The 26,026-nt window shown below is 74.3% G+C and carries 27 protein-coding genes; 18 read left to right on the top strand and 9 right to left on the bottom strand.

Translation table 11 applies throughout. The features are described 5' to 3' along the window. The first annotated feature begins 173 nt into the window (after window positions 1-173). Window positions 174-992, top strand: coding sequence for a hypothetical protein (locus tag ACI794_RS19060; protein WP_456604025.1), 819 nt, complete (start codon window positions 174-176; stop codon window positions 990-992). A 103-nt stretch (window positions 993-1,095) separates the two neighbouring features. On the opposite strand, the gene pdxY is transcribed toward ACI794_RS19060, so the two are convergent. The 3 genes from pdxY to ACI794_RS19045 form a co-directional block, all read right to left on the bottom strand. Continuing rightward, complete coding sequence (pdxY, locus tag ACI794_RS19055) at window positions 1,096-1,947, bottom strand: pyridoxal kinase PdxY (protein ID WP_456604026.1); 852 nt, start codon at window positions 1,945-1,947, stop codon at window positions 1,096-1,098. Window positions 1,948-2,094: 147 nt separating this feature from the next. Then, on the bottom strand, window positions 2,095-2,922 hold the full coding sequence (locus tag ACI794_RS19050) for an IclR family transcriptional regulator domain-containing protein (protein ID WP_456604027.1): 828 nt from the start codon (window positions 2,920-2,922) through the stop codon (window positions 2,095-2,097). Between the two features lie 87 nt (window positions 2,923-3,009). Next, complete coding sequence (locus tag ACI794_RS19045) at window positions 3,010-4,524, bottom strand: amidohydrolase family protein (protein ID WP_456617104.1); 1,515 nt, start codon at window positions 4,522-4,524, stop codon at window positions 3,010-3,012. A gap of 230 nt (window positions 4,525-4,754) precedes the next feature. Here ACI794_RS19045 and ACI794_RS19040 point away from each other — a divergent pair, with 230 nt between their 5' ends. The 14 genes from ACI794_RS19040 to ACI794_RS18975 all read left to right on the top strand — a co-directional run bounded on the left by ACI794_RS19040 (window position 4,755) and on the right by ACI794_RS18975 (window position 18,615). Next, window positions 4,755-5,942 carry a CaiB/BaiF CoA transferase family protein gene (locus ACI794_RS19040; RefSeq protein ID WP_456617103.1) on the top strand — a complete coding sequence of 396 codons (1,188 nt, stop codon included), beginning with the start codon at window positions 4,755-4,757 and terminating at the stop codon, window positions 5,940-5,942. Next, window positions 5,939-6,775, top strand: a complete 837-nt coding sequence (locus ACI794_RS19035; protein ID WP_456604030.1) for a citryl-CoA lyase — start codon at window positions 5,939-5,941, stop codon at window positions 6,773-6,775. The genes ACI794_RS19040 and ACI794_RS19035 overlap by 4 nt, the downstream gene beginning before the upstream one ends. A gap of 10 nt (window positions 6,776-6,785) precedes the next feature. After that, the gene (locus ACI794_RS19030) at window positions 6,786-7,757 is read left to right on the top strand and encodes a zinc-binding dehydrogenase (protein ID WP_456617102.1); all 972 of its coding nucleotides are present in this window, start codon (window positions 6,786-6,788) and stop codon (window positions 7,755-7,757) included. An 80-nt stretch (window positions 7,758-7,837) separates the two neighbouring features. Continuing rightward, window positions 7,838-8,701: a dioxygenase family protein gene (locus tag ACI794_RS19025; RefSeq protein WP_456604032.1), complete on the top strand. Its 864-nt coding sequence runs from the start codon at window positions 7,838-7,840 to the stop codon at window positions 8,699-8,701. 81 nt (window positions 8,702-8,782) lie between these two features. Next, the gene (locus ACI794_RS19020; RefSeq protein WP_456617101.1) at window positions 8,783-8,932 is read left to right on the top strand and encodes a hypothetical protein; all 150 of its coding nucleotides are present in this window, start codon (window positions 8,783-8,785) and stop codon (window positions 8,930-8,932) included. Window positions 8,933-9,034: 102 nt separating this feature from the next. Continuing rightward, window positions 9,035-9,703 (top strand): ribonuclease Z, encoded by a 669-nt coding sequence (locus tag ACI794_RS19015; RefSeq protein ID WP_456617106.1) that lies wholly within the window; start codon window positions 9,035-9,037, stop codon window positions 9,701-9,703. Between the two features lie 86 nt (window positions 9,704-9,789). Further along, on the top strand, window positions 9,790-11,385 hold the full coding sequence (locus ACI794_RS19010; RefSeq protein WP_456617100.1) for an alpha/beta hydrolase fold domain-containing protein: 1,596 nt from the start codon (window positions 9,790-9,792) through the stop codon (window positions 11,383-11,385). 128 nt (window positions 11,386-11,513) lie between these two features. After that, window positions 11,514-12,365 (top strand): formate/nitrite transporter family protein, encoded by an 852-nt coding sequence (locus ACI794_RS19005; RefSeq protein ID WP_456604035.1) that lies wholly within the window; start codon window positions 11,514-11,516, stop codon window positions 12,363-12,365. Between the two features lie 138 nt (window positions 12,366-12,503). Beyond that, a complete protein-coding gene (locus ACI794_RS19000) occupies window positions 12,504-12,911 on the top strand; it encodes a four-helix bundle copper-binding protein (protein ID WP_456604036.1) in 408 nt (135 codons plus the stop codon). A 39-nt stretch (window positions 12,912-12,950) separates the two neighbouring features. Next, a complete protein-coding gene (locus ACI794_RS18995; RefSeq protein WP_456617099.1) occupies window positions 12,951-14,207 on the top strand; it encodes a cation:proton antiporter domain-containing protein in 1,257 nt (418 codons plus the stop codon). A 9-nt stretch (window positions 14,208-14,216) separates the two neighbouring features. Further along, window positions 14,217-14,741: a DUF421 domain-containing protein gene (locus ACI794_RS18990; protein WP_456604038.1), complete on the top strand. Its 525-nt coding sequence runs from the start codon at window positions 14,217-14,219 to the stop codon at window positions 14,739-14,741. A gap of 222 nt (window positions 14,742-14,963) precedes the next feature. After that, window positions 14,964-17,459 carry a molybdopterin oxidoreductase family protein gene (locus tag ACI794_RS18985; RefSeq protein ID WP_456617098.1) on the top strand — a complete coding sequence of 832 codons (2,496 nt, stop codon included), beginning with the start codon at window positions 14,964-14,966 and terminating at the stop codon, window positions 17,457-17,459. Continuing rightward, entirely contained in the window at window positions 17,456-17,938 is a 483-nt protein-coding gene (locus ACI794_RS18980) for a hypothetical protein (protein WP_456604040.1), read from the top strand. The genes ACI794_RS18985 and ACI794_RS18980 overlap by 4 nt, the downstream gene beginning before the upstream one ends. Then, complete coding sequence (locus tag ACI794_RS18975) at window positions 17,935-18,615, top strand: GPR1/FUN34/YaaH family transporter (RefSeq protein WP_456604041.1); 681 nt, start codon at window positions 17,935-17,937, stop codon at window positions 18,613-18,615. Before ACI794_RS18980 ends, ACI794_RS18975 begins: the two co-directional genes overlap by 4 nt. 36 nt (window positions 18,616-18,651) lie before the next feature. Here the strand turns inward: ACI794_RS18975 and ACI794_RS18970 are convergent, their stop codons facing one another. The 5 genes from ACI794_RS18970 to ACI794_RS18950 all read right to left on the bottom strand — a co-directional run bounded on the left by ACI794_RS18970 (window position 18,652) and on the right by ACI794_RS18950 (window position 23,916). Then, complete coding sequence (locus tag ACI794_RS18970; protein ID WP_456604042.1) at window positions 18,652-20,025, bottom strand: DUF2254 domain-containing protein; 1,374 nt, start codon at window positions 20,023-20,025, stop codon at window positions 18,652-18,654. Window positions 20,026-20,029: 4 nt separating this feature from the next. Continuing rightward, entirely contained in the window at window positions 20,030-20,614 is a 585-nt protein-coding gene (locus ACI794_RS18965) for a GerMN domain-containing protein (RefSeq protein WP_456604043.1), read from the bottom strand. Beyond that, a complete protein-coding gene (locus tag ACI794_RS18960; RefSeq protein WP_456604044.1) occupies window positions 20,611-22,065 on the bottom strand; it encodes an ATP-binding protein in 1,455 nt (484 codons plus the stop codon). The genes ACI794_RS18965 and ACI794_RS18960 overlap by 4 nt, the downstream gene beginning before the upstream one ends. After that, window positions 22,062-22,739, bottom strand: a complete 678-nt coding sequence (locus tag ACI794_RS18955) for a response regulator (protein ID WP_456604045.1) — start codon at window positions 22,737-22,739, stop codon at window positions 22,062-22,064. The genes ACI794_RS18960 and ACI794_RS18955 overlap by 4 nt, the downstream gene beginning before the upstream one ends. A 301-nt stretch (window positions 22,740-23,040) precedes the next feature. After that, window positions 23,041-23,916, bottom strand: a complete 876-nt coding sequence (locus ACI794_RS18950) for a metallophosphoesterase (RefSeq protein WP_456604046.1) — start codon at window positions 23,914-23,916, stop codon at window positions 23,041-23,043. Between the two features lie 282 nt (window positions 23,917-24,198). Here ACI794_RS18950 and ACI794_RS18945 point away from each other — a divergent pair, with 282 nt between their 5' ends. Continuing rightward, window positions 24,199-24,684, top strand: coding sequence for a hypothetical protein (locus ACI794_RS18945; protein ID WP_456604047.1), 486 nt, complete (start codon window positions 24,199-24,201; stop codon window positions 24,682-24,684). 81 nt (window positions 24,685-24,765) lie between these two features. Here ACI794_RS18945 and ACI794_RS18940 read toward each other — a convergent pair whose 3' ends face one another. Continuing rightward, window positions 24,766-24,909, bottom strand: a complete 144-nt coding sequence (locus tag ACI794_RS18940) for a hypothetical protein (RefSeq protein ID WP_236826088.1) — start codon at window positions 24,907-24,909, stop codon at window positions 24,766-24,768. 152 nt (window positions 24,910-25,061) lie between these two features. Here ACI794_RS18940 and ACI794_RS18935 point away from each other — a divergent pair, with 152 nt between their 5' ends. Next, the gene (locus ACI794_RS18935; protein WP_456581230.1) at window positions 25,062-25,529 is read left to right on the top strand and encodes a winged helix-turn-helix transcriptional regulator; all 468 of its coding nucleotides are present in this window, start codon (window positions 25,062-25,064) and stop codon (window positions 25,527-25,529) included. 100 nt (window positions 25,530-25,629) lie between these two features. After that, window positions 25,630-26,025 (top strand): VOC family protein, encoded by a 396-nt coding sequence (locus ACI794_RS18930; RefSeq protein ID WP_456617105.1) that lies wholly within the window; start codon window positions 25,630-25,632, stop codon window positions 26,023-26,025. The last annotated feature ends 1 nt before the right edge of the window (window position 26,026 follow it).

Below are 26,026 nucleotides of genomic sequence, written 5' to 3'. Positions count from 1 at the left end.
AGCGGCTACGGCCGGGAGCTCACCGAGCTGGGCATGCGGGAGTTCATGAACGCCAAGACCGTGTGGATCGGCGGGCCCAGCAGCCAGCAGGCCAAGGGCAGCACCGCCGGCGCCGCCGCGGAATGACCCGGGTCGCGAGCGCGGACGGGCGGTCGCGGGGCACAGTGGTGGTCGTGTTCGACGTCGACTGGATGGGCCTGCTGACCCGCGAGGTGCTGCGCGAGCGCGGCGCCGCCCTGATCGCCGAGAGCTGCGCGTGGGCCGTCGGGCTCTCCGACCGGCCGCACCACCACCGGCGCGGGGGCCGGTTGGCGCCCAGCGGGCTGACGGTGGGGGAGCGAGCGGCCACCGGGCAGCTGCTCGGCGGCGAGGAGGACGGCCGCGTGGACCTCGGTGACGCCGCGCCGGGCAGCTTCCAGGACGCCCTCAACATGGTCGGCGCCGACGGGCGGCTGGTCGCCGAGCGGTTCGACGACGAGGTGCTGGTGCCCTTCGTCGCCGAGACCTGCCGGGTGGCCGGGGAGCGCGCCCGCGCGACCCGCCCGGCGGACTGGGCCGAGCTCGCCGACGACCTCGGTGAGGACCCCGCCGACGTGGACGACGTGGTGCGGGCCGGTGGGTGGGAGGCGCCGCTGCGCATCGACGCCGAGCACCTGGTGCTCGCCGCGCTGCGCGACGTCCCGCTCATCGAGGTCGAGGCCGAGGGGCTGCCCCTGTCGCTGGTGCGCGCGGCGGAGGCGGCCACCCGGTCCGCCGTCGTCCCCGAGCCGGCGCCGGTGCCCGACGAGACCCTGGCCGGCGCGCTCTTCCTCGCCCGCGCGGCGCTGGAGGACTCCGGCTGCACGGTCCCGGTGCCGCCGGAGGAGGCCGACCTGCTGCTGGCCGCCCTCGGCGACACCGGGCTGGAGCCCGAGGAGGTGCCGTCGGTGCTGCCGCACCTGCCGGTGGAGGAGGCCACCATCACCCGCATCGCCGCGGTCCTGGAGCGCTGACCGGCGGCGGCCGGCCAGGCACTGGCCCCCTGCACGACGTTCCAGACCACCGGATGCCCGGTCGAGGGTCAATGCCTCCCGGTCACCCCGCGGTGCCGGGTGCTCAGACCTCCTCGACCGTGAACGTCCGGGTCGGGGAGACGAACTCGTCCTGCGCGGCGACCATCAGGATCTCCCGGGAACGCGCGTCCTCGGTGCGCTGGAGCAGGCCGAACACCGACGCCGCCGAGCGCCCGAGCGCCTCCGCCGCCGAACGGGTCGCCAGCCAGTGGGCGAGGAAGAGCGCGGCGATCGCGTCGCCGGCGCCGTTGACCGAGACCCCGAGCCGCGGGGTGCGCACGCGGAAGTGCCGGCCGCCCTCGGAGGCGAGCAGGTCGACGGCGTCCCCGGGGGTGTCCTCGGCGACCAGCGACGTGGTGAGCACGACCCGCGGCCCGAGCGCCTGCACGGCGGCGACGGCGTCCTTCACCGAGTCGAGCGACCGGGTGGTGGCGCCCGAGAGCAGGTCCAGCTCGTAGTGGTTGGGCGTCACCAGGTCGGCGGCCGGGACGGCGACCTCCCGCATGAACTCCTCGATCCCCGGGCGCACGAACACGCCGCGGCCGACGTCGCCGATCACCGGGTCGCAGCAGTACGCGGCCGCCGGGTTGGCCGCGCGCACCCGCGCCACCGCGCCGACGACGGCGTGCCCGATGTCGGCCGAGCCGAGGTAGCCCGAGAGCACCGCGTCGCAACTGCCGAGGACCCCGCGGTCGGCGACGCCCTGCACCAGCTCGTCGATCGACTGGCCGTCGTAGACCCGGCCGGTCCACTGGCCGTAGCCGGTGTGGTTCGAGAACTGGACGGTGTGCACGGGCCACACCTCGATGCCGAGGCGCTGGAGGGGGAAGACGGCGGAGCTGTTCCCGACGTGGCCGTAGGTGACGTGCGACTGGATGGAGAGGACGGCGGTCACGCCGGCCACCCTGGCACACCGCCTCGCCGCGGGGAGCAGCTCACCACCCGGCCACCGCTCGTCCTCCCTCACCTGGTGGGGTCCTCCCTCACGGTCTGCGGTGAGGGAGGGCGCCCGGCGATCAGGGAACCTGATCGTGGCGGGAGGTCAGGCCGTGGCGCCGGTGGCCCGCCCGGGGGAGAGCTCCACGTGCGGGCGGGACTGCCACAGCGCCCACTCGGCGCTGATGTCGCCGGCGGTGCGCAGCAGGCGGGGCAGGTGCTCGCCGACCAGCCGCTCGGTGGAGGTCTCCGCGGCGTGCACGGTGACGTTCACGGCCGCGCGGACGACGCCGTCGCCGTCCCGGACGGGGACCGCCACCGACCGCACCCCGGGCGCCAGCTCCTCGTCGGCGAGCGCCCACCCGCGGGCGCGCACCTCGGTGAGCTCGGCCCGCAGCTGCTCGGGGGTCCGGCCGATCACCGGCGGCAGCCCCGCGCGGCTGGGCTCGGCGAGGACGCCGGCCAGCTCGTCCGGCGGCAGTGCGGCGAGCAGCACCTTCCCCTGCGAGGTCTGGGCCGCGGGGAACCGGGTGCCGATGTCCACCCGCAGCGTGATCAGCTTGGGCACCGACACCCGCGCCACGTAGACGATGTCCGAGCCGTCGAGCTGGGCCATCGAGGAGGACTCACCGGTGCGGGCGACCAGCGCCTCCAGGTGCGGGCGGGCGATGTCCCAGAGCCCGAGGGCGCCGACGTAGGCCATGCCGAGGGTGAGCACCTTGGGCGTGAGCGCGAACGCGCCGCCCGAGGAGCGCACGAAGCCCAGCTCCTCGAGGGTCAGCAGCAACCGTCGCGCGGTCGGGCGCGCGAGCCGCGCCGCCGCGGCCACCTCCGACAGCGTCATGGCCGGGTGGTCGCGATCGAAGCACGCGAGGACGTCGAGGCCCCGTGCCAGCGCCTCGACGAAGTCGGGCCCGCTGCCGCGCCCTGCCATGTCCCTCGTCCTCTCCTCGGTGCCCGCGTCGCGGCCCCCTGCCCCCCGCCGCGACCGTGCGGGCGGCGGGGGGCAGGGGGTCCTTCCTCAGTGGTCGGTGACGGACCCGGCCGGCCGCTCGGTGGCCAGGTGCTCCTCGAACACCTGCTCACGGGCGGCGTGCGTCCCGTGGGACTTGTAGTCGGTGTACTGGTAGGGGTTGTCGAGCACCTGGGAGTCGGGCAGGTCCGGGTACATGCCCGACATCCAGGCCTCCTCGCCCATGGTGCTCCGCAGGTGGCCCACGGTCTCGTCGATCTCGCGGCGCGCGGCCGCCAGGTCGACGTCGACCAGGCGGTGCGCGTGCTTCACGACCCGGCCGTCGACCAGCACGGTGTGCACGTCGCCGCGCTGCGCCTGGAACGCCACGTGGCCGAACGGGTTGAGCAGCGGGAAGGAGACCGGCGAGGCGTCGTTCTTGATCAGCACGACGTCGGCCTTCTTGCCCGGCTGGAGGGCGCCCAGGTCGTCGCGGCCCAGCGCCAGCGCCCCGCCGCGGGTGGCCCACTGGACGACGTCCTGGGCGCGCAGCTGGAGGTGGGTGACGGTGTCGCCGGAGAGGTGGGCCTCGAAGTGCTCCCGGGAGCGGTCGGCGCCCAGCGTGGTGCGCATGGCGGAGAAGAGATCACCGCTCCACCACACGCTGGTGTCCATCGACAGCGAGACGGGGATGCCGTGCGAGCGCACCTGCCAGGTGGGCGGGTAGCCCTGCCCGGCGCTCTGCTCGGACTCCGTCGACACCGAGATCGAGCCGCCCGTGGCCGCGATGCGGTGGTAGGAGTCAGGCGTCAGGGTGGCTGCGTGCACGTACACCGTCTCGGGCGTCATGAAGCCGTGCTCGTGCATGAGCCGGATGCCGTCGTCGTTGGTGGCGCCCCAGACGCCGGCGTGCGTGGTGACGGGCAGGCCGAGCTCGCGGGCGACCTCGAACGCGGCCTTCTCGGGGAAGGCGGGGTCGCCGGTGACGTCGAAGGCGAGCTGCAGGCCGAGCATGTCGTCGGCGGCGTCGCGCTGGCGCTCGAGGAAGGCGCGGACGTCGGCGTCGGCGGTCCACTCCCACGGTGCGGCCTGGATGTTGCCGTAGGCCAGGACGAAGCGGCCGGGCACCGAGCGCAGGGCGTCGACGGCGGCCTCGGCGTGCTCGACCGACTGCAGGCCGTGCGACCAGTCGACGGTCGTGGTGACGCCGGCCTCCAGCGCCTCCAGCGCCGAGAGGCGGTTGCCCGCCGCGACGTCCTGGGGCCGGAACTTCCGCCCGTGCTCGAGGTAGTACCAGACGAAGTACTGGGTCAGCGTCCAGTCGGCGCCGTAGCCGCGCATCGCCGTCTGCCACATGTGCCGGTGGGTGTCGACCATCCCCGGCATGACGATGCCGCCCCGGGCGTCGATCTCCTGTGTGCCCTCGGGGACCTCCAGCGCCGGCCCCACCGCGGCGATGCGGTCGTCGACGACCAGCACGTCCGCGTCGGGCAGGACGGTGCAGGTCTCGTCCATGGTCAGCACGGTCCCCCCGCGCAGCACCACCGGGCGACCGGCCGCCGGAGCGGGCTCGGAGTGGGTCATCGTCTCCTCCTGGACGTCGTCGTCGCGTCGCCGGACCGGCGTCCGTACAGCGGACACCCTGTGCGACCTGCGTCACCATGTCCTGTGGACCAGGAGCTGTCAACCGGGTCGCGTGGAGATGGCGGGCCATCGGACCAGCGGTTGACAGCCCGGTACGGCCGTCGGAGACTGCGGACGCCGAATGCGGACGGTTGTCCGCAGCCGTCGAGGACGAGGAGTGTGCGACCCGGATGAGCGTTGACGCCGAGGACTCCGGGGGAGCGGCGGCGGGACCCCTCGCCGGCCTGCTGGTGGCCGACTTCTCCCGCATCCTGGCCGGGCCGTACGCCACGATGCTGCTCGCCGATCTCGGCGCCGAGGTGGTGAAGGTCGAGGGCCCGCACGGCGATGACACCCGCACCTGGCAGCCGCCGGTGCGCGAGGGCGTCTCCACGTACTACATGGGCGCCAACCGCAACAAGCGCTCGGTCGCCCTCGACCTGAAGGACCCGGGCGACCTCGCGGCCGCGCGTGAGCTGGCGCGGCGGGCCGACGTGCTCGTGGAGAACTTCAAGCCCGGTGGGCTGGCCCGCTTCGGTCTGGACTACGACGCCGTCGCGGCGGGCAACCCTCGCGTCGTCTACGCCTCCATCAGCGGCTTCGGCAGCGCCCCCGAGGGCGCCGCGCTGCCCGGCTACGACCTCATCGTCCAGGCGATCTCGGGCTTCATGAGCCTCACCGGTGACCCGGACGGCTCCCCGTACCGCGCGGGGGTGGCGCTCTTCGACGTCATGGCAGGCCTGCACGCCACCATCGGGGTGCTGTCGGCGCTCAACCACCGGCACGCCACCGGGCGCGGGCAGCACATCGAGGTGAACCTGCTCTCCTCGGCGCTGTCCGGCCTGGTCAACCAGACCAGCGCCTACGTCGCCGGCGACGTGGTGCCCTTCCGCATGGGCAACAGCCACCCGAGCCTGTTCCCCTACGAGCCGCTGCCCTGCGCCGACGGCGACCTGATCATCACGGCCGGCAACAACGGCCAGTTCCGCCGGCTGGTCGAGGTGCTCGGCATCCCCGAGCTCGCGGACGATCCGCGCTTCAGCCGCAACGAGGACCGCACCGCCCACCGGGAGGAGCTGCGCCCGCTGCTGGTGGAGCGGCTGCGCACCCGGAGCAAGCAGGAGTGGTTCCGCGACATCATCGGCGCCGGCGTGCCGTGCGGGCCGATCAACACCATCGACCAGGGCGTGGCGTTCGCGCAGGAGGTCGGCCTGGACCCGGTCGTCCGGGTGGGGGAGGGAGCGGCCGCGGTGCCCACGGTGCGCAACCCGATCACCTTCTCCGAGACGCCGGCGGCCTACCGGCTCCCGCCGCCAGGCCTCGACGAGCACGGCGCGGAGATCCGGCGCTGGCTCTCGACCGAGGAGGGGGCCCCGTGACCGCCGAGCGCCCGCGGTACCCGACGGCGCTCGGCGCCTCCAGCCTGGAGTCGATCACGCTCCTGGGCACGGACCTCGCCCGCGACGTCATGGGCAGCGTGGGCTTCGGGGAGCTGGCCTTCTGGCTGGCCACCCAGCGGCGGCCGACGCCGGGGGAGACCCGCGTGTTCGAGGCGGTGCTCGCCGCGCTCGCCGACCACGGGTTCACGCCGACCGCGATCGTCACCCGGCTCACCTACCTCTCGGCCCCCGACTCGATCCAGGGCGCCCTCGCCGCCGGGCTGCTCGGCGGCGGGTCGCGCTTCCTCGGCGTCACCGAGGACTGCGGCCGCTTCCTGCACGACGTCCTCACCTCCGTGGACGGCGACCTGCCCGCCGACGACGCCGGCTGGGACGCGCTCGCCCTCGAGACGGTGACCGCCCAGCGGGCCGCCGGCCGGTTCGTGCCGGGGCTGGGGCACCACGTGCACAAGCAGGGCGACCCGCGCACGCCGCGGCTGTTCGAGATCGCGGCCGAGGAGGGCCTGGTCGGCCCGCACCTGCGGCTCTTCGCCGCCATCGGCCGCACGCACGAGCAGGTGCTCGGCAAGCGGCTGCCGCTCAACGGCGCGGGCGTCTGCGGAGCGGCGCTGGCCGACCTCGGGCTGCCCCTGGAGCTGCTGCGGGGGTTCGCGCTGCTGGCCCGCACCGCCGGGCTGATCGGCCAGCTCGCCGAGGAGCTGCGGCACCCGGTGGCCGACGAGGTCTTCCTCTCCGTCGACCTCAACAACCGGCCGGTGCCGCCCGACCCCTACGTCCCCGCGCCCCTGCCCGGCGCGCGGCCGCGGGGCTGAGGGGCCGGCCGTGCGCGCCGCCGTCCTGCACACGCCGGGGGAGACCCCGCAGCTGCGGGAGCACCCCGATCCCGAGCCGGGCGCCGACCGGGCCGTCGTCCGCGTGACCGCCGCACCGCTGGTCCCCCTCGACCTGCTGTGCGCCTCGGGCACCTCCTACTTCGGGCGCCCCGCGGTGCCCTACGTGCCGGGCGTCCAGGGCGTGGGCGTGGTCGAGCACGGCCCCGGTGCCGCGCCGGGCACCAGGGTCTGGTTCGCCACCAGCGCCGGCATGGCCCCCGGCGACGGCAGCCTCGCGGAGCGCTGCGCGGTGGCACCCGAGGACCTGGTCCCGGTCGACGCCGACGTCCCCGACGCCGCGCTGGCCGCGCTGGGGCTCTCCGCCGTCGCCGCCTGGATGTCGCTGACCTGGCGCGGCGGGCTGCTGCCGGGTGAGCACGTGCTGGTGCTGGGCGCCGGCGGGGCCGTCGGGCAGGCCGCGGTCGGCGCGGCGCGGCTGCTCGGTGCCGGGCGCGTCGTGGCGGCGGCCCGCTCGGCGGCGGCCCGGGAGCGCGCGCTGGCCGCCGGCGCCGACGCGGTGGTGGCGCTCGACGCCGGCGTCGACGCGCTGGTGGAGCGCTTCGCCGACGCGGCGGGCGGGCGGCTGGACCTGGTCGTCGACCCGGTCTTCGGGGCGGCGGCGACCGCGGCGGCCCGGGCGCTCTCCGCGGGCGGGCGCCTGGTGAACCTCGGCGGCGCCGCGGGCGACACCGCGGACTTCTCCTCGGCCGTGCTGCGCGGGAAGTCCGCGTCGGTGCTCGGCTACACGAACAACGCGCTGACCCCGGCGCAGCGGGCGGAGGCGGTCGGCGCCGTCGCGCTCGAGGCGGCGGCCGGCCGGCTCGCCGTCGCCCACGAGCAGGTCCCCCTCGCCGACGTCGCCACCGCGTGGCGGCGGCAGGCGACCGGGGACCCCGGCGTCCGGCTGGTCCTGACGCCCTGAACGAGCACGCCCCACGCGGGAAGCGCGGGGGAGGAAGCGCGCGGCCGTCAGCGGCCGCGCCGGACGGCAGGAGGACCGTCGTGGACCTGGTCACCGAGGAGAACATCACCGAGCTCGCGGTGGAGCGCTGGGCCACCGCCCGCGACCCGCGGCTCGCGGAGGTCATGACGGCCCTCGTGCGGCACCTGCACGACTTCGCCCGCGAGGTGCGGCTGACCGAGGACGAGTGGATGGCCGCCGTCCAGTGGCTGACCGCCACGGGCAAGATCAGCAGCGAGAAGCGGGAGGAGTTCATCCTCGCCTCCGACGTGGTGGGCCTGTCGATGCTCGTCGTCCAGATGAACCACCGGCTGGACCCGCGGGCGACGCCGGCCACCGTGCTCGGGCCCTTCCACATCGAGGGCTCGCCCGAGCTCGGCTACGGCGAGGACATGTCCGAGGGGCTGCCCGGGACGCCGCTGTACCTGCACGGCCGGGTGACCGACCTCGACGGCGCCCCGGTGGCCGGGGCGGTGCTCGACGTCTGGCAGGCCGACACCGAGGGCGCCTACGAGTCGCAGATCCCCGACATCGACGAGGCCCGGCTGCGGGCGAAGTACACGACCGGGGAGGACGGCGAGTACTGCCTGCGCACCATCGCGCCGCTGGGCTACACCATCCCGATGGACGGGCCGGTCGGTGATCTCGTCGCCCGGACCGAGATCAGCCACTTCCGGCCGGCGCACATCCACTTCCTGATCAACGTGCCGGGCTTCGAGCCGCTGATCACCCACCTGTTCCAGCAGGGGGCGCCCTACCTGGACAGCGACGTCGTGTTCGGCACCAAGCAGGAGCTGGTGACGGCGTTCGAGGAGCGGGAGCCGGGCAGCACACCCGACGGCGGCTCGATCGACGTGCCGTGGCTGGAGTCGCGCTACGACTTCGTGCTGCAGCGGCAGGCCTGATCGCCCCCGGCCGGATCGCGGCGGCGCCCGCGACCGGCCACGATGGGGGGCCTCCACGCCGGACCGACCGAGGAGCACGGGATGACCGATCCGAACACCCAGCCGGAGCAGCCCGACGAGGGCTCGCACGCCAGCGTGGGCGACGACCCGGCCCGCCCGGGCGGCGGCCGCACCGACGGCGAGACCTCGGTCGACGAGGCGGTGGGTCAGGAGCCGGCCGACCCGGCCTGAGCTGAGGCGGCGGCGTGGCGGCGCGCGAGCTCGTCGTCCTGGGTACGTCGAGCCAGGCCCCCACCCGCGACCGCAACCACAACGGCTACCCCCAGCAGCGCGATCACCCGGATCTCCGTCTCCCACTTCCACGGGGACCACTGCCTCGGGCTGCCCGGCGTCCTGCAGCGGATGAACCTGGACCGGGCGGCGCACCCGGTTCCGGTGCACTTCCCCGCAGGCGGGCAGCCGTGGTTCGAGCGGCTGCGCCACGCGTCGGTGTTCCACGACGTCCTGGACGTCCGGGAGCGGCCCGTGACCGGGGACGGGCCGCTCGCGACGGGCGGCCCCGGGCTGCTGGAGGCGCGCCGGCTGGACCACCCGGTCGAGACCTACGGCTACCGCCTGGTGGAGCCCGACGGTCGCCGGATGCTGCCCGAGCGGCTGGCCCGCGCCGGCATCGCGGGCGCGGACGTCGGGCGGCTGCAGCGGCTGTGCGACGCCGTGTGGGCGCTGGCCGACGGCGCCGACCTCCTGCTCATCGAGTCGACCTCCCTCTCCTCCGACGAGCGGCTCGCCCGCCGGTACGGGCACCTCACCGCCCGGCAGGCGGCGACGGTGGCCGCCGACTGCGGCGTCCGGACGCTGGTGCTGACGCACTTCTCCCAGCGGTACGACGACCCCCGGCGATTCGCCGAGGAGGCGGGGGAGGCGTTCGGCGGGGAGGTCGTCGTGGCCGCCGACCTGCAGACGGTGCCGGTCCCGCGGCGCATCCCCGTCACCGCCGGGTGAACCAGGACGGGCGCGTGCCGGCGGCGGTGCGGGGTAGAGCCACCTGGGCCGGTTGCGAACCCCATCGAGCATCGAGGAGGCCTTCCGTGGCCCTGACCTACCCGACCCTGCCCGGCGACATCGACCACCTCATCGCCGACGACCACGCGATCGTCGAGCGGCAGTTCCAGCACCTGGAGGCCGGGCGCGGCAACCGCCGCGTGCTGGTCGACCAGGTCTCCTTCGAGCTGGCGCTGCACGCCTTCGCCGAGGAGACGGTGCTCTACCCGATCTGGACCGAGATCGGGATGACCGACGAGCACGACGACGCCGAGCACGAGCACCAGGAGATCAAGGAGCTGCTCGTCGTCCTGGGCCGCACCGAACCCGGGGAGCAGGAGTTCGAGGAGGCCCTCAGCAGGCTGATGCGCGTCGTCCGCCACCACGTCGGCGACGAGGAGGGCGAGGAGCTGCCGGAGTTCCGCCGCAAGGCCGGGCCCGAGCGCATGGCGCAGCTCGGCAGGGAGTTCCTGGCGGCCAAGCGGATGGCCCCGACCCGTCCGCACCCGCACGCCCCCGACGAGGGGATCGCCGAGCGGATCGCCGGCATGCTGGCCAAGCCGCTGGACCACGTGCGCGACCTGCTGTCGGGCCGGCAGAAGGAGATGGCCACCGACGCCTCCGGCCTGCTGGACCCGCAGGCGCAGGCGATCGTCGACGCCCACTCCTCGCTGGGCCCGCTGCCGTTCGAGATCCTCGAGCCCGACCAGGCGCGCTCCCAGCCGGGCCCCGACGACGCCGTCAGGAAGGTCATGGCCGACAAGGGCATCGAGGGGCCCGAGGAGGTCGGCTCGGTGGAGGACATCGTCATCCCCGACGCTGCGGGCGGCCAGCTGCGGATGCGGGTCTACAAGCCGGTGCGGGCGACCGAGGGACCGCTACCGGTGATCATGTGGATCCACGGCGGCGGCTGGGTGCTCTTCGACATCGACACCTACGACGCGTCCTGCCGCGGGGTCTGCAACAAGACCGGCGCGATGGTGGTCAGCCCGGACTACCGCCGGGCACCGGAGGCCGTGTTCCCGGCCTCGCACGACGACGTCCTCGCCGCCTACCGGTGGACGGTCGCGCACGCCGCCGAGCTGGGCGGGGACCCGTCGCGCATCGGCATCGGCGGGGAGTCCGTGGGAGGCACCATGGCGGCGGCGACGGCGCTCCAACTGGCGCAGGCCGGCGAGCAGGTGCCCGCCGCCGCGGTGTGCGTCTACCCCCTCACCACCGGGGAGCAGCTCGGTGAGTCGATGGAGGACGCCGCGGACGGCCGCCCGCTCAACCGCGCGCTGCTCTCGTGGATGGCGATGCACGCGTTCGAGGGGAGGCCCGAGGGCGCGCGGGACCCGCGGGTCGACCTGCTGGGGTGGAGCCGCGAGCAGCTGGCGCTGATGCCCCCCACGCTGGTGATCACCGACGAGCGCGACGTGCTGCGCAGCCAGGGGCAGCTCTTCGCGGAGAAGCTCGAGGCCGCGGGGGTGCCCACCACCCACCGCTACTACCCGGGCGTCATGCACGAGTTCTTCGGCGCCGCCGCCGTGCTGGAGAAGGCCGAGCAGGCCCAGCAGGAGGCGGCGCGGCACTTCATCCGCGCCTTCGGCGCTCCCCGCCCGGCCGTGGGCGCCGTGCCCACCAGCGGGGGGACGGCGTGACGACGGCGTGACGACGGCGCGGCCGGGAGGAGTGGCGCCCTCCCGGCCCGGCCCACCGCCCGGTTGCCGCGGCCGGGAACGGGCGGGAGGCTCCCTGGAGCGGCGGACCACCCACGGGAGGCACGACCATGGCGGCACGGGAACCCAAGGAGATCGCCCAGGTCGCCACGGCGACCGGCACCAAGAAGGTGGGTCGCACCTGGGACCGCGTGCTGGTGAGCGCCTTCCTGGCCGGGGCCTACATCGCCTTCGGCGGGTTGGTCGCGATCACCGTCTCCTCGGGGCTGGACCCGGAGACCTGGGGCACGCTGCCGACGCTCTTCACGGGCGCCACCTTCACCCTGGGGCTCGTGCTGGTCCTGGTGGCGGGCTCCGACCTGGCCACGGGGAACATGATGCTGGTCCCGCTGGGCGCGATGCACGGCAAGCTGGGCATGGACGACGTCGTCCGCAACCTCACCCTGGTCCTGCTGGGCAACCTGCTGGGCGCCCTGTTCGTCGCCTACTTCCTCGCGGTCCAGACCGGCGTGATCGGGGACGCCGACGCGACGGGGACGGGCGGGCTGACGTACGAGCGGCTCGCCTCCATCGCCGAGGGGAAGGCGCTGGAGGAGTCGCCCTGGCAGACCTTCCTGCGCGCCGTGGGCTGCAACTGGCTGGTCTGCCTGGCCGTGTGGATGTCGCTGGCGGCGACGTCGGTGTCCGGGAAGATCCTGGCGATCTTCTTCCCGATCATGGCCTTCGTCGCCATGGGCTTCGACCACGTCGTCGCCAACATGTTCTTCCTGCCCGCGGCGATCTTCGCGGGCGTCCCCGACCTCGGCTGGGACGACACCCTGCTCAACTGGCTGCTCGCCGGGGCGGGCAACCTGGTGGGCGCCGTCGTCTTCGTCGCGACGTCGTACTGGTACCTCTTCCTCCGCGACGAGCCGGAGCCCTCGCCGGAGGAGGCCGCCGCCGAGGACGCCGAGCGCGCGTGACGGCCGCGCGGCGCGCACCCGTCACGGGATCGTCATGGGCCGGGCTGCGTGCCGGAGCCGGCGACGGGGGTACGGCGGGTGCGGCGAGAGCCCCCGGACGCATCCGCGTCCCGGACCACCACCACGGAGGAGACCGACGTGACCGTCGCCGCCCAGATGCTCGACACCTACCCGAAGGACCTCGGCGGTGTGGACAAGCAGAAGCTGCTCGAGTGCATCGAGGCCTGCGTCGAGTGCGCGCAGGCCTGCACCGCCTGTGCCGACGCCTGCCTGAGCGAGGACTCGGTGGCAGAGCTGACGAAGTGCATCCGCAGCAACACCGACTGCGCCGACATCTGCGACACCACCGGCCGGGTGCTCTCCCGGCACACCGGCTACGACGCGAACCTGACCCGGGCCGTCCTGGAGGCCTGCGCCGCCGCGTGCAAGTCCTGCGGCGACGAGTGCGGCAGCCACGCCGAGATGCACGAGCACTGCCGGGTCTGCGCGGAGGCGTGCCGCCGCTGCGAGACGGCGTGCCGGGAGCTCATCGCCAGCCTGGGGTGACCCCGTGACCGCGATCAGCGCGGCGGCCGGTGCTCCCCGGTGACCGTCGACGTGCTGCTGGCGACGGCGGGCGCACTCGCGCTCGTCGCCGCCGCGTGGTCGGACCGGATCCGCCGGCTCCCGTTCAGCGAGCCGCTCCTGGCGCTCGCCATCGGCGTCGTCCTCGGCCCGGCGGTGCTCGGCGTCCTGCCCCTGCCCGATCTGCTCGAGGACCACGGCTGGCTGCACACCGCCGCGCGGCTGCTGCTGGCCGTGTCCGTCATGGCGGTGGCGCTGCGCTACCCGGCCCGCGTCGTACGCGCCCGCTGGCGGCCGGTCCTCCTGCTGCTGGCCGTGGTGATGCCGGTCATGGCCCTCGTGACCGCCGGGCTGGCCGGGATCACGCTGGGTGCCGGGGTCGGGGTCGCCGCGCTCCTGGGCGCCGCGCTGGCGCCGACCGATCCGGTGCTCGCGTCCAACGTGGTGACCGGCAAGCCCGCCGAGGAGGACCTTCCCGACCGCGACCGGGAGGTGCTCTCCCTGGAGTCCGGCGCGAACGACGGCCTGGCGCTGCCGCTGGTGCTCGTCGCGATCGCGCTCGCCGGCCCCCTCTCGGTGGGGGAGGCGCTGCTCGAGTCGCTCTGGCAGGTCGCCGGGGCCATCCTGCTCGGCGCCCTGCTCGGCTGGCTGGGCGGCCGTGCCCTGCGGGCCGGAGCCGACCACGGGGCGACCGACCCCGGGCCGGAGCTGGTGTTCACGGTCGTCCTGGCCCTCGCCGTGCTCGGCGTCGGAGGCCTGATCCACATCGACGGCATCCTGGCCGTCTTCGTCTGCGGCCTGGCGTTCAACGCGGTGAGCACCGGACGCGAACGGGTTGCGGACGTGCGCATCGACGAGGCCGTGAACCGGTTCGTCATCCTCCCGCTCTTCGTGGCGTTCGGTGCGCTGCTGCCGTGGGCGCAGTGGCGGGAACTGGGCTGGTCCGGGGTGGTGTTCGCCGTGCTCACCCTGCTGCTGCGCCGGCCGCCGGTGATCTACCTGCTGCGCCGTCCGCTGCACCTCGCCCCGCCGGACGGGGTCTACCTCGGCTGGTTCGGCCCCATCGGGATCTCGGCGCTCTTCTACCTGACGCTGGAGTCCGAGCGGCTCTCGATCGACCCGGTGGTGCTCGCGGCCGGTTCGCTGGTGGTCGCGGCCAGCACCCTGGCGCACGGGCTGACCGCCACGCTCGGCCGGCGGTTGTACCGCCGGGCCACCGGCCCGCCGCGGGATGCCGGAACGCGCAGCGCTGCGTCGTCGCGGGGGTCGGCGGGGTAGGGGGCGTCCATGTGGTTCGACGAGTGGTCCGGAATCATCCGAGTTCTGCTGGTGGGATCGGCGGCCTACGTCACCGTGGTGGTGATCCTCCGGTTCACCGGCAAACGGACGCTGACCAAGCTCAACGCCTTCGACCTGGTGGTCACCGTGGCGCTGGGCTCCACGCTGGCCACCATCCTCCTCAGCACCGACGTCGCCTGGACCGAGGGTGCGGTCGCCCTCGGGCTGCTGGCCCTGCTGCAGCTCGTCGTCGCCTGGCTGACGGTGCGCTGGCCCGCCCTCCGGGGGGTGGTCACCTCCCGGCCGACGCAGGTGCTGCGCGACGGGGAGCCACTGCAGGACCGGATGCGGGACGTCCGCGTCGGGATCGACGAGATCCGCCAGGCGGTCCGCTCGTCGGGAGCCGGGGACCTGTCCGCGGTGGCCGCGGTCGTCCTCGAGAGCGACGGCTCGCTGAGCGTCATCCCGGCGGAGAAGTACGGCGCGGGGACGGCGCTCGAGGGGGTCGCGGGGGCCCACGAGCACCACGGGTGACCTGCTCGTCCCCTGGCCGGGCTCTTCATGACGAAGTCGTGTCAGCCGTCTGGGCCTGTCCGCTCCACCGTTTCACCGCGCCGGTCGGGGGAAGGGTGGCCCAGGCCCCGCCGGTGCAGCAGCCGCCGGCCCGTCCCGCGCAGGGGCACCGCCGGCACGACAGCGCGTGCACCCACCTGCGCCGATCCCCGCACGACAGACGCTTCCTGCCGGAGGACGCACGTGACGCGCATCGACCGAATCGCGGAGCCCTGGGGCACCCGCACGCCGTACGGCCCGGGCGAGGAGTGGCCCACCCGGGTGGACGTCCACCTCGCCGACGGGCTCACCGAGGACGACGTCGACCGCTGGGTGCAGTCGGCGACGATCCTGCACAGCAACGGCGACGGCCTGGACATCGCGGTCAAGGACGACCGGATCGTCGGGGTCCGCGGGCGGGCCGTCGACCGGGTCAACCACGGCCGGCTCGGGCCGAAGGACCTCTTCGGCTGGCAGGCGAACAACTCCCCGGACCGGCTGACGAAGCCGTTGATCCGCCGCGGCGGGAAGCTCGTGGAGACCGACTGGGACACGGCGATGGAGGCGGTGGTCGGCCGGGCGAAGGAGCTGCTGGACGAGCAGGGGCCCAGCGCGATCAGCTTCTACACCACCGGGCAGCTGTTCCTGGAGGAGTACTACACCCTCGGCCTGATCGCGCACGGCGGCATCGGCACCAACCACGTCGACGGCAACACCCGGCTGTGCACCGCCACCGCGGCGGCGGCACTCAAGGAGTCGTTCGCCTGCGACGGGCAACCGGGCTCCTACACCGACATCGACCACGCCGACGTGATCGCCCTCTACGGCCACAACATGGCCGAGACGCAGACGGTGCTCTGGACGCGCATCCTCGACCGGCTGGCCGGCCCGAACCCCCCGAAGGTCGTCTGCATCGACCCGCGCGAGACGCCGGTCGCCCGGCACGCCACCGTGCACCTGGCGCCGCGGCCGGGCACGAACGTGATGCTGGCCAACGCCCTGCTGCACGAGATCATCGCCAACGGCTGGGTCGACACCGAGTACGTGGGGAAGCACGCCGTCGGCTTCGAGGAGCTCAGCAAGCGGGTGGCGAACTACTCGCCGGAGGTCGCCGCCGAGGTGTGCGACGTCCCGGCGGAGCAGATCCGCGAGGCCGCCCGGCTCATCGGCACCGCCGAGCGGCTGATGTCCACGGTGCTGCAGGGCTTCTACCAGGCGAACCAGGCCACCGCATCGGCCGTGCAGGTCAACAACATCCACATCCTGCGCGGCATGCTCGGCAGGCCCGGCTGCGGGATCCTCCAGATGAACGGGCAACCGACCGCGCAGAACACCCGCGAGTGCGGCGCGGACGGCGACCTGCCCGCCTTCCGCAACTGGTCCAACGACGAGCACATCCAGGACCTGGCCCGGGTCTGGAACGTCGACCCGATGGACATCCCGCACTACTCGCCGCCCACCCATGCCATGCAGATGTTCCGGTACGCCGAGGAGGGCTCCATCCGCTTCATGTGGGTGCAGGCCACCAACCCGGCGGTCTCCCTGCCCGAGCTCGGCCGGATCCGCGAGATCCTCGCCCAGGACCGGCTGTTCCTGGTGGTCCAGGACATCTTCCTGTCCGAGACCGCGCAGCTCGCCGACGTGGTGCTCCCGGCCGCCACCTGGGGCGAGAAGACCGGCACCTTCACCAACGTCGACCGCACGGTGCACCTGTCGGAGAAGGCCGTGGAGCCACCGGGCGAGGCGAAGCCGGACTTCGACATCTTCCTGGACTTCGCCCACCGGATGGGGCTGAAGGACAAGGACGGCGCGCCGCTGGTGAAGTGGTCGACGCCCGAGGAGGCCTTCGAGGGCTGGAAGGAGTGCTCCCGCGGGCGCCCCTGCGACTACACGGGCATGAGCTACGACAAGCTCCGCGGCGGCAGCGGGATCCAGTGGCCGTGCAACGACGAGCACCCGGACGGCACCGAGCACATCTACGTCGACGGGCAGTTCTGGTCCGACCCGGGCTACTGCGAGAGCTACGGCCGCGACCTCGTCACCGGGGCGCCGCTGTCGCCGGTCGAGTACAAGGCCATGAACCCCTCGGGCAAGGCGGTGCTGAAGGCGACGGAGTACGTGCCGCCGCACGAGGTGATCAGCGAGGAGTTCCCCTTCCAGCTCATGACCGGGCGGACGCTGTACCACTTCCACACCCGGACGAAGACCGCCCGGGCACCCCAGCTGCAGCAGGCGGCGCCCGAGGTGTGGGTGGAGATGTCGGCGAGCGATGCGGCCGACCGTGGGTTCGCCGAGGGCGACCTGCTCGAGGTGAGGACCCCGCGTGGCCGCGTCGAGGCCAAGCTGCGGATCAGCGGTATCCGGCCCGGAGTGGTCTTCCTGCCCTTCCACTACGGGTACTGGGACGAGCCCGACGGTCACCAGCCGGCGGGCAAGCGGGGCAGGGCCGCCAACGAGCTGACGATCACCGACTGGGACCCGGCCTCCAAGCAGCCCATCTTCAAGACCGCGGCCGCCGCCGTGAAGCGGCTCGGGAAGGGTCGTGGGCCGTCCCTCGCGCCGACGACGACCGGATCGAAGCCCGTCACCGACGGTGTGCCGCCCACCACCGGCGGTGACGCCGCCCTCTCCACCGAGAAGCTGACCACCGAGGAGCTGCCCGCCGGGGAGCCGGCGACCGTGTCGGGAGGCACCCGATGAAGCTGCACCTGGCGATCGAGGAGCTGCACCGCTCCGAGAACCACCTGGCCGGCGCCCTGCTGGCGATGTCCGACCGGCACAAGGCCGACCACGAGGTCTTCCACGTGGCCAGGGACATCGCCCGCTGGTCGCAGGACCACGTCCGGGCCCTGGCCGAGGTCGGCAGGGACTTCGGACTGGAGCTGGACCCGGAGCCGAAAGGGGACCCCACCGTCCTGGAGAAGGCCCGGCAGAAGGCGTCCGACCTGATGGGGCGCAGCAGCACGCCCGGGATGCTCCTGCTGGCCGACCTGCGGCACATCTACCGCGAGGCGTCCGGCACGTCGCTGGACTGGGAGCTCCTCGCCCAGGGCGCGCAGGGCGCCCGGAAGAAGGAGCTGCTCGAGCTCGCCGAGCGCTGCCACCCCGAGACCCTGCGGCAGGTCCGGTGGGCCAACGGCAAGCTCAAGGAGTCGGCGACCCAGGTGCTGGTCAGTTGAGCCCCGACGGCGCGACGGGGGCGGCCGGAACGCGGATCGTCCTGCGGCCGCTGGCCACCCCCCTGCCCCTGGGGTTCCTCGCCCTGGCGCTGGCGACGACGATGTTCAGCGCCGTGCAGCTGGGCTGGATCCCCGCCGCCGAGGGGCGGGTCGCCGGCTGCACCGCGTTGTTCGCCACGTTCCCCCTGCAGCTGCTGGCCTCCGTCTTCGGGTTCCTCAGCCGCGACCCGGTGGCGGCGACGGGGATGGGGATCCTCAGCGGGACGTGGGCGGTCGCCGGGTTCACCACGCTGACCAGTCCGCCGGGCTCGGTCAGCAGCGGGCTGGGCGTCCTGCTCCTGGTGGCCGGACTGGGCATGTTCACCCCGGCCGCCGTCGCGATGGGCAGCAAGGTCGTGCCGGCAGCGGTGATGGCGCTGGCGGGGACCCGGTTCGTCGTCACCGGCGTCTACGAGATGACCGGGTCGCAGGCGTGGAAGACGGGGGCCGGGTGGATCGGCGTGGCCCTCGCGGTCCTCGCGCTCTACGCCGCCCTGGCCCTGGAGCTGGAGGGGGCCCAGGAGAAGACCGTCCTCCCGCTCGGCCGGCGCGGACCCGGCCGCACCGTGATGGCCGGTGAGGGACCACTGGCACCTGAGGAGCTGATCGAGGAAGCCGGGGTCCGCCCGCAGCTCTGACCGTGGCTCCGGCCCGCGGCCCCGCGGGCCCGGCGCTCACCCCGCCGGCGCGTCCGACACCGGCGATCGCGGGCTGAGCCGACGGGCGGGCGACCAGCGCCCGGCCAGGGCGTCCTCGAAGGCCGCCCGCCAGGCGCTGGTCTCGCGGTTCTCGATCGCGGTGCTCTCCAGCGCCAGGTCCACGGTGCGGTCGAGCAGGCTGCGCAGGGCGTCGTCGAGCCCCTCCCCGCGCACCTGCCACGCCACCTCGTGCAGCAGCCCCGCGATCCGGCGCAGCACCGCCGGCTGCCCCGACGCGTACTGCAGGGGCTCCTCCAGGCCGACGGTGAGGAGTTCGTCGGCGGTCCACTGCGGCACGAGCAGCCGCACCGCGCCGTCGTCGTCGCACCAGGACCGGACGGTGCCGCGGCGGCGGAGGAGGACACCGAGCAGGGCGGAGACGTGCGACAGGGCGTGCACGGCGGTCGTCGGGTCGTTGATGCCGGGCGAGAGCGCCCGACCGGCGATGTCGACGATCTTGCGGAGGCTGTAGGCCGGGTCCTGGTCGGGGGAGCGCTCGTAGGACAGACGGACGCCGCGGGAGAGCGCGTCCCGCAGCGGCGCCACGTCCTCGACGGGCCCCCCACCGCGCCGCCAGGCCTCGGCGAGCGGTGTCCCGGCGACGACGGCGTCGCCCATGCGCGGGGAGAGGGCGAGGACGACGTCGGCGTCCCGGGCCGCTTCCACCAGGTGCTCGACGTCGACGTCGATGACGAAGCCGCTGCCGGTGGCCTCGACGGGAGTCCCGGGCCTCTCCGGGAGCCGGCCGCCGTCGTCCGGCTCGTCGTCCTCGTCCCGCACGGCCCGGGTCGCCTCGGCGTGGACGTCGCGCAGCATCGTCTCCACCCGGAGGGAGCGGGCGAGGTGGCCCAGGAAGACCACCAGGGCCACGACGCTGCCCACCGCGAACAGGAACGCCAGCGTGATCGACACCCGGGGGACGAACGAGTCGTCGCCGGCCGCGGCCTCTGCCGTCCGCACCGTCCGCAGCACCGTGAGGGCGTAGACGAAGGTCCCGGTCAACTGGGCCAGGGTCAGCTGGACGACGCGGTCGGTGGCGAAGGTCTGCAGCAGTCGCGGCGAGTACTGGCTGCTGCCGAGCTGGAGCGCCACGACGGTGAGGGAGAAGATCACACCGGTCACCGAGATCAGCGAGCCGGCGATCGAGGCCAGCAGGTCACGGGCGGCGGCCGGGCCGCCGCCGAAGACGAAGCTCAGCGGCGACGCCGGACCGCCCGTGCCGAGGTACCCGTCGACGATCGGCATCCCGACCCCGAGCCCGACCGCGAGGGTGACCGTGAGCAGCGGGATCGGCCACAGGGTGCTGCGCATGCCGCGCCACAGGCGCTGGACGGGGTGGACGTCGTTCATGGGCTCAGTCCTCGCTCGCCGGGTCGGAGCCCGGTGTCTCGGGGTCGGTGGCCGGGGCGACCGAACCGAACTGCTCACGGCCGACCGGCCCGTTGGTCAGCCCACCGTCGGTGGGTACCTCCACCGGCGCGCCGTCGACGAGGAAGCGCACGCGGGCGGTGCCCGGCAGCTCGGTGAGCGTCCAGACCACCTGCGCCACGGCGAGCAGCTGGTTGCCCCCGGTGATCCTGGCGAACTCCTCGGTCACGGCCACCGCCGTGATGCCGCCGGGCAGGCCCTCGTCGGCGACGATGGACTGCGGCGCGACCGCGGTGCGCAGCCCGCCGACGACCTCCGCCCGGGTGGGGCCGATCGCCAGCAGGTCGAGGGCGCGCTCGGCGGTCACCGTGCGGCTCGCCCGGGATACCGGCTCGAGCCGGGTGCCGCGGACGAAGAAGACGATCACCTCGGGGCCGACCCCGTCGCGCGGTGGCGCAGGGGTGTCGAGCGTGGCGGCGGGCACCGCGATGCGTTCGGGCTGCGGCTGCGGGTCGACCCCGCACCCGGTCAGCGCGACGAGGGCGCACAGCAGGACCGCCAGAGCCCTCATGAGCCGGCCTCCACGGGCAGGTCCACCACGAACCGGGCGCCGCCGTCGGGGCCGTCCTCGACGTGCACCGCGCCGCCCATCATCCGCACGTGGCGGACGACGAGGGCCAGCCCGAGACCGGCTCCCTCCGTGTGCGTGCGGATGCTGCCCGTGCCCCGGGCGAACCGCTCGAAGATCCGGTCGCGCTCGTCCTCGGCCACGCCCGGACCGGCGTCGTCCACGGCCACCCGCGCGACGTCGCCGGCCCGCGAGACGGTGACCCCGGTGAGGCCGCCGCCGTGCTTGTCGGCGTTGTCCATGAGGTTGCCCAGCACCCGCTCCAGGCGGCGCTTGTCCGCGTGGACCAGCACCTGCTCGGCGTCGGGGTGCACGGTGAGCAGCGCCGCGGCCGTGCCGTCCAGCCGGTGCCGGCCCACGACCTCCCGGGTGAGCGCGGACAGGCGCACGGGTTCGACGGCGATGTCGGTGCTCCCCGCATCGGCGCGGGAGATCTCCAGCAGGTCGGCGACCAGGCGCTCGAACCGCTCCACCTCCGAGCGCAGGAGCCCGAGCGCCTCGGCCTGCTCCGCGTCGCCGGGGTCGGCGGTGGCCTCCACCAGGTCCAGCGCGCCCAGCATCGTGGTCAGCGGGCTGCGCAGCTCGTGGCTGACGTCCGCGGCGAACCGGGCGTCGCTGCGCACCCGCTGCTCGAGGGCTTCCGCGGTCTGGTTGAACGAGGCGGCGATGGGGGCCAGCGAGGGGTCGCCGCGCGGGTCGATGCGGGTGTCGAGCGCACCGGAGGCGACAGCCGCTGCCGCGGCGGAGATCCGGTCCAGCGGGCGCAGCGCAGGGCCGGTGACCCACCACCCGACCACGAGCGAGAGCGGCACCGAGCCGAGGACCGCGACCGCCAGCACCGTGGCCAGGACGCGGTAGGTCCGGTCGAGCTCGCCGAGCGGGAAGACCTCGATGTAGGCCGACCCCAGCTCGGCCAGCGGCACCGCGACGGCCATCACCGTCTCGCCGTCGATCTCGATGCGCTGCCGGACCGAGGTGCCGGCGACGGCGAGCTCGCGCAGCTGCTCGGGCAGGTCGTCCCGGCCGACGAGCAGCGACGTGGTGGTCCAGGTGCCGCCGTCCACGAGCAGCGAGGTGGAGCCCGTCTCGCGCGGCAGCTGGGCGAGGACCTGGGCGACGTCCAGCCCCTCGGTGGCCAGCGAGCGCTGCACCTGGGCCGCATTGTCCGAGGTCTGCACGAGCGTGACCCGCTCGCGCTGGAGGAGGAGGAACTGGGACACCGCCACCCAGACCGCGAGGGCCAGGACGGCGGAGACCACGAGGGTGACCGCCGCGAAGGCGGCGGTCGCCCGGGCCCGCAGGGTGGCGAGACGGAAGGAGGCGCGACGCGGCCGGCGGGCTCGCGCCGGCGCTGCGCCCGCGTCGGGGGCGGCTCCGTCGACCGGCCCCGTCACCCAGGGACCCGGTAGCCCATGCCCCGGACGGTCGTCACCAGCGTCGGGTTCGACGGGTCGGGCTCGATCTTCTTCCGCAGCCGGCGGATGTGGACGTCGACCAGGCGGGAGTCGCCGAAGTAGTCGTACCCCCACACCCGCTCGAGCAGCTCCTCCCGGCTGAGCACCCGTCCGGGGTCGGCGGCGAGCTCGCAGAGCAGCCGGAACTCGGTGCGGGTCAGGCTGAGCGTCTCTCCGTCGCGGGTGATGGTGCCCTCGGCCGGCGAGATGTGCAGGTCGCCGACGGTGAGCGTCACCCGGGGCTCGGGGGCGCGGGTGCGGCGGGCCAGCGCCCGGATGCGGGCGGAGAGCTCCTTGACGACGAAGGGCTTGGAGACGTAGTCGTCGGCACCCGCTTCGAGCCCGGCGACCACGTCGTGGCTGTCGGCCCGGGCCGTGAGCATGATGACGGGGGTGTTGGAGGTGCGCCGGATCGCCCGGCACACCTCGAAGCCGTCCATCCCGGGCAGCATGAGGTCCAGCAGGATGACGTCGAACGACTTCTCGGCCAGCCGCGCCAGGCCGTCCTCGCCGCTCCCCGCCTCGGTGACCTCCAGGCCCTCCCGCTGCAGGGTCAGTTGCAGCATGCGCCGGATCCGTGGGTCGTCCTCGATGATCAGCACAGACCGGGACATGCCGGTCAGTCTGCCCAGCCCCGCGCGAACTAGTCACCGCGCTCCCGTCCGTGTGACCCGCCGGACCCCGTGCACCGTCCGGGGAGATGACGAATCCGTGACGTCCGGGTCGGCCGGCCCGCCGGCGGATACGGGCCGGCGGAGCGCCGGCGCGCAGGGCTCCGGTGACGGTGGAACCGTGCACCGGACATCCCGCATGCGGCCCACCCCGCCGGCGCGCCGCAGCACCGGCGCGGCCGCGTGGACGCCGGGGTCTCCGTCCTCGCCGTCGTGCTCGGCCTCATGGTCGTGCACCGTCATCTCAACCCCCGGCGCGCAGCTCGAAGAGGACCAGCTGCGGCGGGGCGTTGATCCGCACCGGCACCGTGCTGAACCCCAGCCCGCAGGAGACGAACATGCGGTTGCCCTCGGCGCCGTACTCCTCGGGAGCCCAGCCGTCGGCGACGAGCGCCTCCTCGGAGGTGAGGCCGAGGTAGGACCAGCGCGGGGTCCCGGGCAGGGCCACCTGACCGCAGTGCGTGTGACCGGCGAAGGTCAGCGGCGCGGTCCCGGCGGGCATCTCCGGAAAGGTCGTCGGGTTGTGCATCAGCACGACGCGCGGGGCCCCGTCGGGCACCTCGGCGAGGGCGGCGTCCACGTCCACCTCGCCGGGCCAGGCCGGCCCGATGCCCACGACGTGCAGCGCCTGGTCGCCTTCCCCGGTGCCGGGGACCGCGGCCGCCTCGTTGCGCAGCACCGTGATCCCGGCGGCCTCGAACGCGCGGACCAGCTCCTCGGCCGCCCCCACCTTGTAGTCGTGGTTGCCGAGCACGGCGTAGGTCGGGATGCCGGAGTCGACCAGCGGCTGCAGCAGCTCCATCACCGACTCGACCTGCTCGGGGATGCCGGGATCCTCGCTGTAGACGTAGTCGCCGCCGAGCAGGGCGATGTCCGGCTGCGCCTCCACCATCTCCTCCACGGCCCGGGCCACCATGCCCTCGTTGGCCCACCACATGCCGATCTGCGGATCGGAGATCATGGCGACCTCCGTGCCGTCGGCCGACTCGTCCAGCTGCGGGATCGGCACCTGCTCCCGCTCCTCGTCGAGGATCAGGCGCGGCTCGACGAGCACTCCGTAGAGCACGAGGAGGACGAGCAGACCACCGAGGACGGCGGCGGTCCGTTTGAGCCAGGTCATGGGGTGGGTCCTCCGGGTCGGGGCAGGGTCGGCAGGGTGGCGGGGAGCGGCGCGGACAGCACCGTTCCCCGCCGGTCCGAGGGCATGCGGCCCAGGTCCGGTTCGCCACGGGCTCGTCACACCGGCGAGGGCGGTCGTGTGACGCCGACGCGACGCCGGCGCCGCCTGTCTTGCGATGTCGTGACGAACGCCGCGCCGTGGAGATGCCCCGCCCCGGAGTGGGCAGGACCGGCCCAGCGACCAGCTGCCACGCGGCGCTCCGAGAAGTGGAGGACCACCGAGATGACGACCAGCCGTTCCAGCCTCCGCCGGGTGCCCGCCGCTCTGTTGGCGGGCCTGCTCGCCGGGGCCGTGCTCGCCGGCTGCGGGGAGGGCGACGAGGACCCCACCACCGCGGCCGACGTCGACGTCCGCCCGTCGGAGGACCTCCGGGACCCGTACAACGGGGCTTACGACGCGGACTTCCGCGAGGACCTCGACGGCTACGAGGGGGTCGAGGTCAGCCTGCTCGGGGAGGTGGGCCGCATCGTCTCGCCCGTCGCCTTCACGCTGACCGGCGACGACGTCGAGCCGATCCTGGTCATCACGGACCAGGAGCTGGCCGACCTCCGCCCGGGCGCGACGGTGGCGGTGGCCGCGCAGCCCGCGGACGAGTTCGAGCTCGCCGGGCTCGAGGAGGCGCTGGGCACCGACCTGCCCGACGACGCCTACGAGGAGTGGGAGGGCGAGCCCTTCCTCGACGCGGCCCGGGTCGAGCCGCAAGCCTGAACGCGCGGCCGCCCGGGACGCTGAGCGCGTCCCGGGCGGCCGGTGGGGAGGTGGCGCCCGCCGGGGCGGGCGCAGGTGCGGTCAGCGGCGGGCGCCGAGCGCGGCGATCTCGTGCGCGGACTCGAGGGTCGGGGCCGTGGCGAGCGCCCGGGCGAGCGCGCGCTCCTCGCGCAGGTGGGCGCGGACGGCGTGCCGGCGGGCGAGGACGGTGCGGAGGCGGGTCATGGCGTGTCCTTCCGGAGCAGCGGTGGTGGTGCGAGCGCTGCAGGGGGCCGGGCGGGCCGGCCGGAGACCGTCCGCCTCCTGGGTTCGCACCCTGAACTCTGCTCCTCCGTGCACAGTTCGTCAAGCGAACTCAGCATGGCTATCCTCACACCGTGAGCGACGCCTCCTTCGACCGGTCCCGCTGCTCCGTCGCCGGCACGCTGGCCGTCGTGGGGGAGAAGTGGAGCCTGCTCGTCCTGCGGGAGGCGTTCCTCGGGGTCCGGCGGTTCGCCGACCTCCAGCAGGCGCTCGGCGCACCGAAGGCGGTGCTCACCGACCGGCTGGCCACCCTGGTCCGCGAGGGCGTGCTCAGCCGTGAGCCCTACCGCGCCGAGGGCGAGCGGCAGCGCCACGAGTACCGGCTCACCGACAAGGGGCGCGACCTCTACCCGACGCTGGTGGCCCTCATGGCGTGGGGCGACCGCTACCTCACCGACGGCCCGCCGCCGCTCGCGCTCGAGCACCGCGGCTGCGGTGCCTCCGTGCGCGTGGCGCTGGTGTGCGAGGACGGCCACGAGGTCGCCGGGCCGCGCGAGGTCCGCCCGCGGCCCCGGACGCCGGACGCCCGCCCGGCGGGGTGAGCGCGCGCCCGCACCGGTGAGTTCGCGCGGGTTCCGTCGTCCTACCGACGAGCCCGGCCGACGGAGCCGGGCACGCCGATCGAGGAGTTCTCCCGTGCGCATGATCTTCGTGAACCTGCCGGTCGCCGACCGCGACCGGGCCGACGCCTTCTACGCAGCACTGGGCTTCCGGCGCAACGACGAGTTCTCCGACGACCGGACCGTCTCCTACCAGATCGAGGAGAACATCGCGGTCATGCTCCTGACCCGCGAGCGGTTCGCCGACTTCGTCGCGGGCGAGGTCGGGGACCCGGCCCAGGCGACCTCGGTGCTCACCTGCCTGTCGGCGGACAGCCGCGAGGAGGTCGACCGGATGGTGTCCGCCGCGATCGCGGCCGGCGGCAAGCCCTGGCTGCCGGCCCAGGACCACGGCGTCATGTACGGCTCGAGCTTCGCCGACCCCGACGGCAACGTCTGGGAGGTCATGTGGATGGACCCGGCGCTGCTCGCGGGTTGAG

The organism is Blastococcus sp. SYSU DS0541 (genome assembly GCF_054050875.1).
The sequence above is the reverse complement of the archived record's forward strand: the minus strand, read 5'-3'. Positions and strand labels throughout refer to the sequence as shown.

Bases quoted from the DNA above. Each gene is read 5' to 3' on its own strand.
- ACI794_RS19050 (WP_456604027.1), bottom strand. From the start codon at position 2,922: ATGGCAGGGCGCGGCAGCGGGCCCGACTTCGTCGAGGCGCTGGCACGG.
- ACI794_RS19045 (WP_456617104.1), bottom strand. From the start codon at position 4,524: ATGACCCACTCCGAGCCCGCTCCGGCGGCCGGTCGCCCGGTGGTGCTG.
- ACI794_RS19040 (WP_456617103.1), top strand. From the start codon at position 4,755: ATGAGCGTTGACGCCGAGGACTCCGGGGGAGCGGCGGCGGGACCCCTC.
- ACI794_RS19020 (WP_456617101.1), top strand. From the start codon at position 8,783: ATGACCGATCCGAACACCCAGCCGGAGCAGCCCGACGAGGGCTCGCAC.
- ACI794_RS19005 (WP_456604035.1), top strand. From the start codon at position 11,514: ATGGCGGCACGGGAACCCAAGGAGATCGCCCAGGTCGCCACGGCGACC.
- ACI794_RS18990 (WP_456604038.1), top strand. From the start codon at position 14,217: ATGTGGTTCGACGAGTGGTCCGGAATCATCCGAGTTCTGCTGGTGGGA.
- ACI794_RS18980 (WP_456604040.1), top strand. From the start codon at position 17,456: ATGAAGCTGCACCTGGCGATCGAGGAGCTGCACCGCTCCGAGAACCAC.
- ACI794_RS18970 (WP_456604042.1), bottom strand. From the start codon at position 20,025: ATGAACGACGTCCACCCCGTCCAGCGCCTGTGGCGCGGCATGCGCAGC.
- ACI794_RS18965 (WP_456604043.1), bottom strand. From the start codon at position 20,614: ATGAGGGCTCTGGCGGTCCTGCTGTGCGCCCTCGTCGCGCTGACCGGG.
- ACI794_RS18955 (WP_456604045.1), bottom strand. From the start codon at position 22,739: ATGTCCCGGTCTGTGCTGATCATCGAGGACGACCCACGGATCCGGCGC.
- ACI794_RS18950 (WP_456604046.1), bottom strand. From the start codon at position 23,916: ATGACCTGGCTCAAACGGACCGCCGCCGTCCTCGGTGGTCTGCTCGTC.
- ACI794_RS18945 (WP_456604047.1), top strand. From the start codon at position 24,199: ATGACGACCAGCCGTTCCAGCCTCCGCCGGGTGCCCGCCGCTCTGTTG.
- ACI794_RS18940 (WP_236826088.1), bottom strand. From the start codon at position 24,909: ATGACCCGCCTCCGCACCGTCCTCGCCCGCCGGCACGCCGTCCGCGCC.
- ACI794_RS18930 (WP_456617105.1), top strand. From the start codon at position 25,630: ATGATCTTCGTGAACCTGCCGGTCGCCGACCGCGACCGGGCCGACGCC.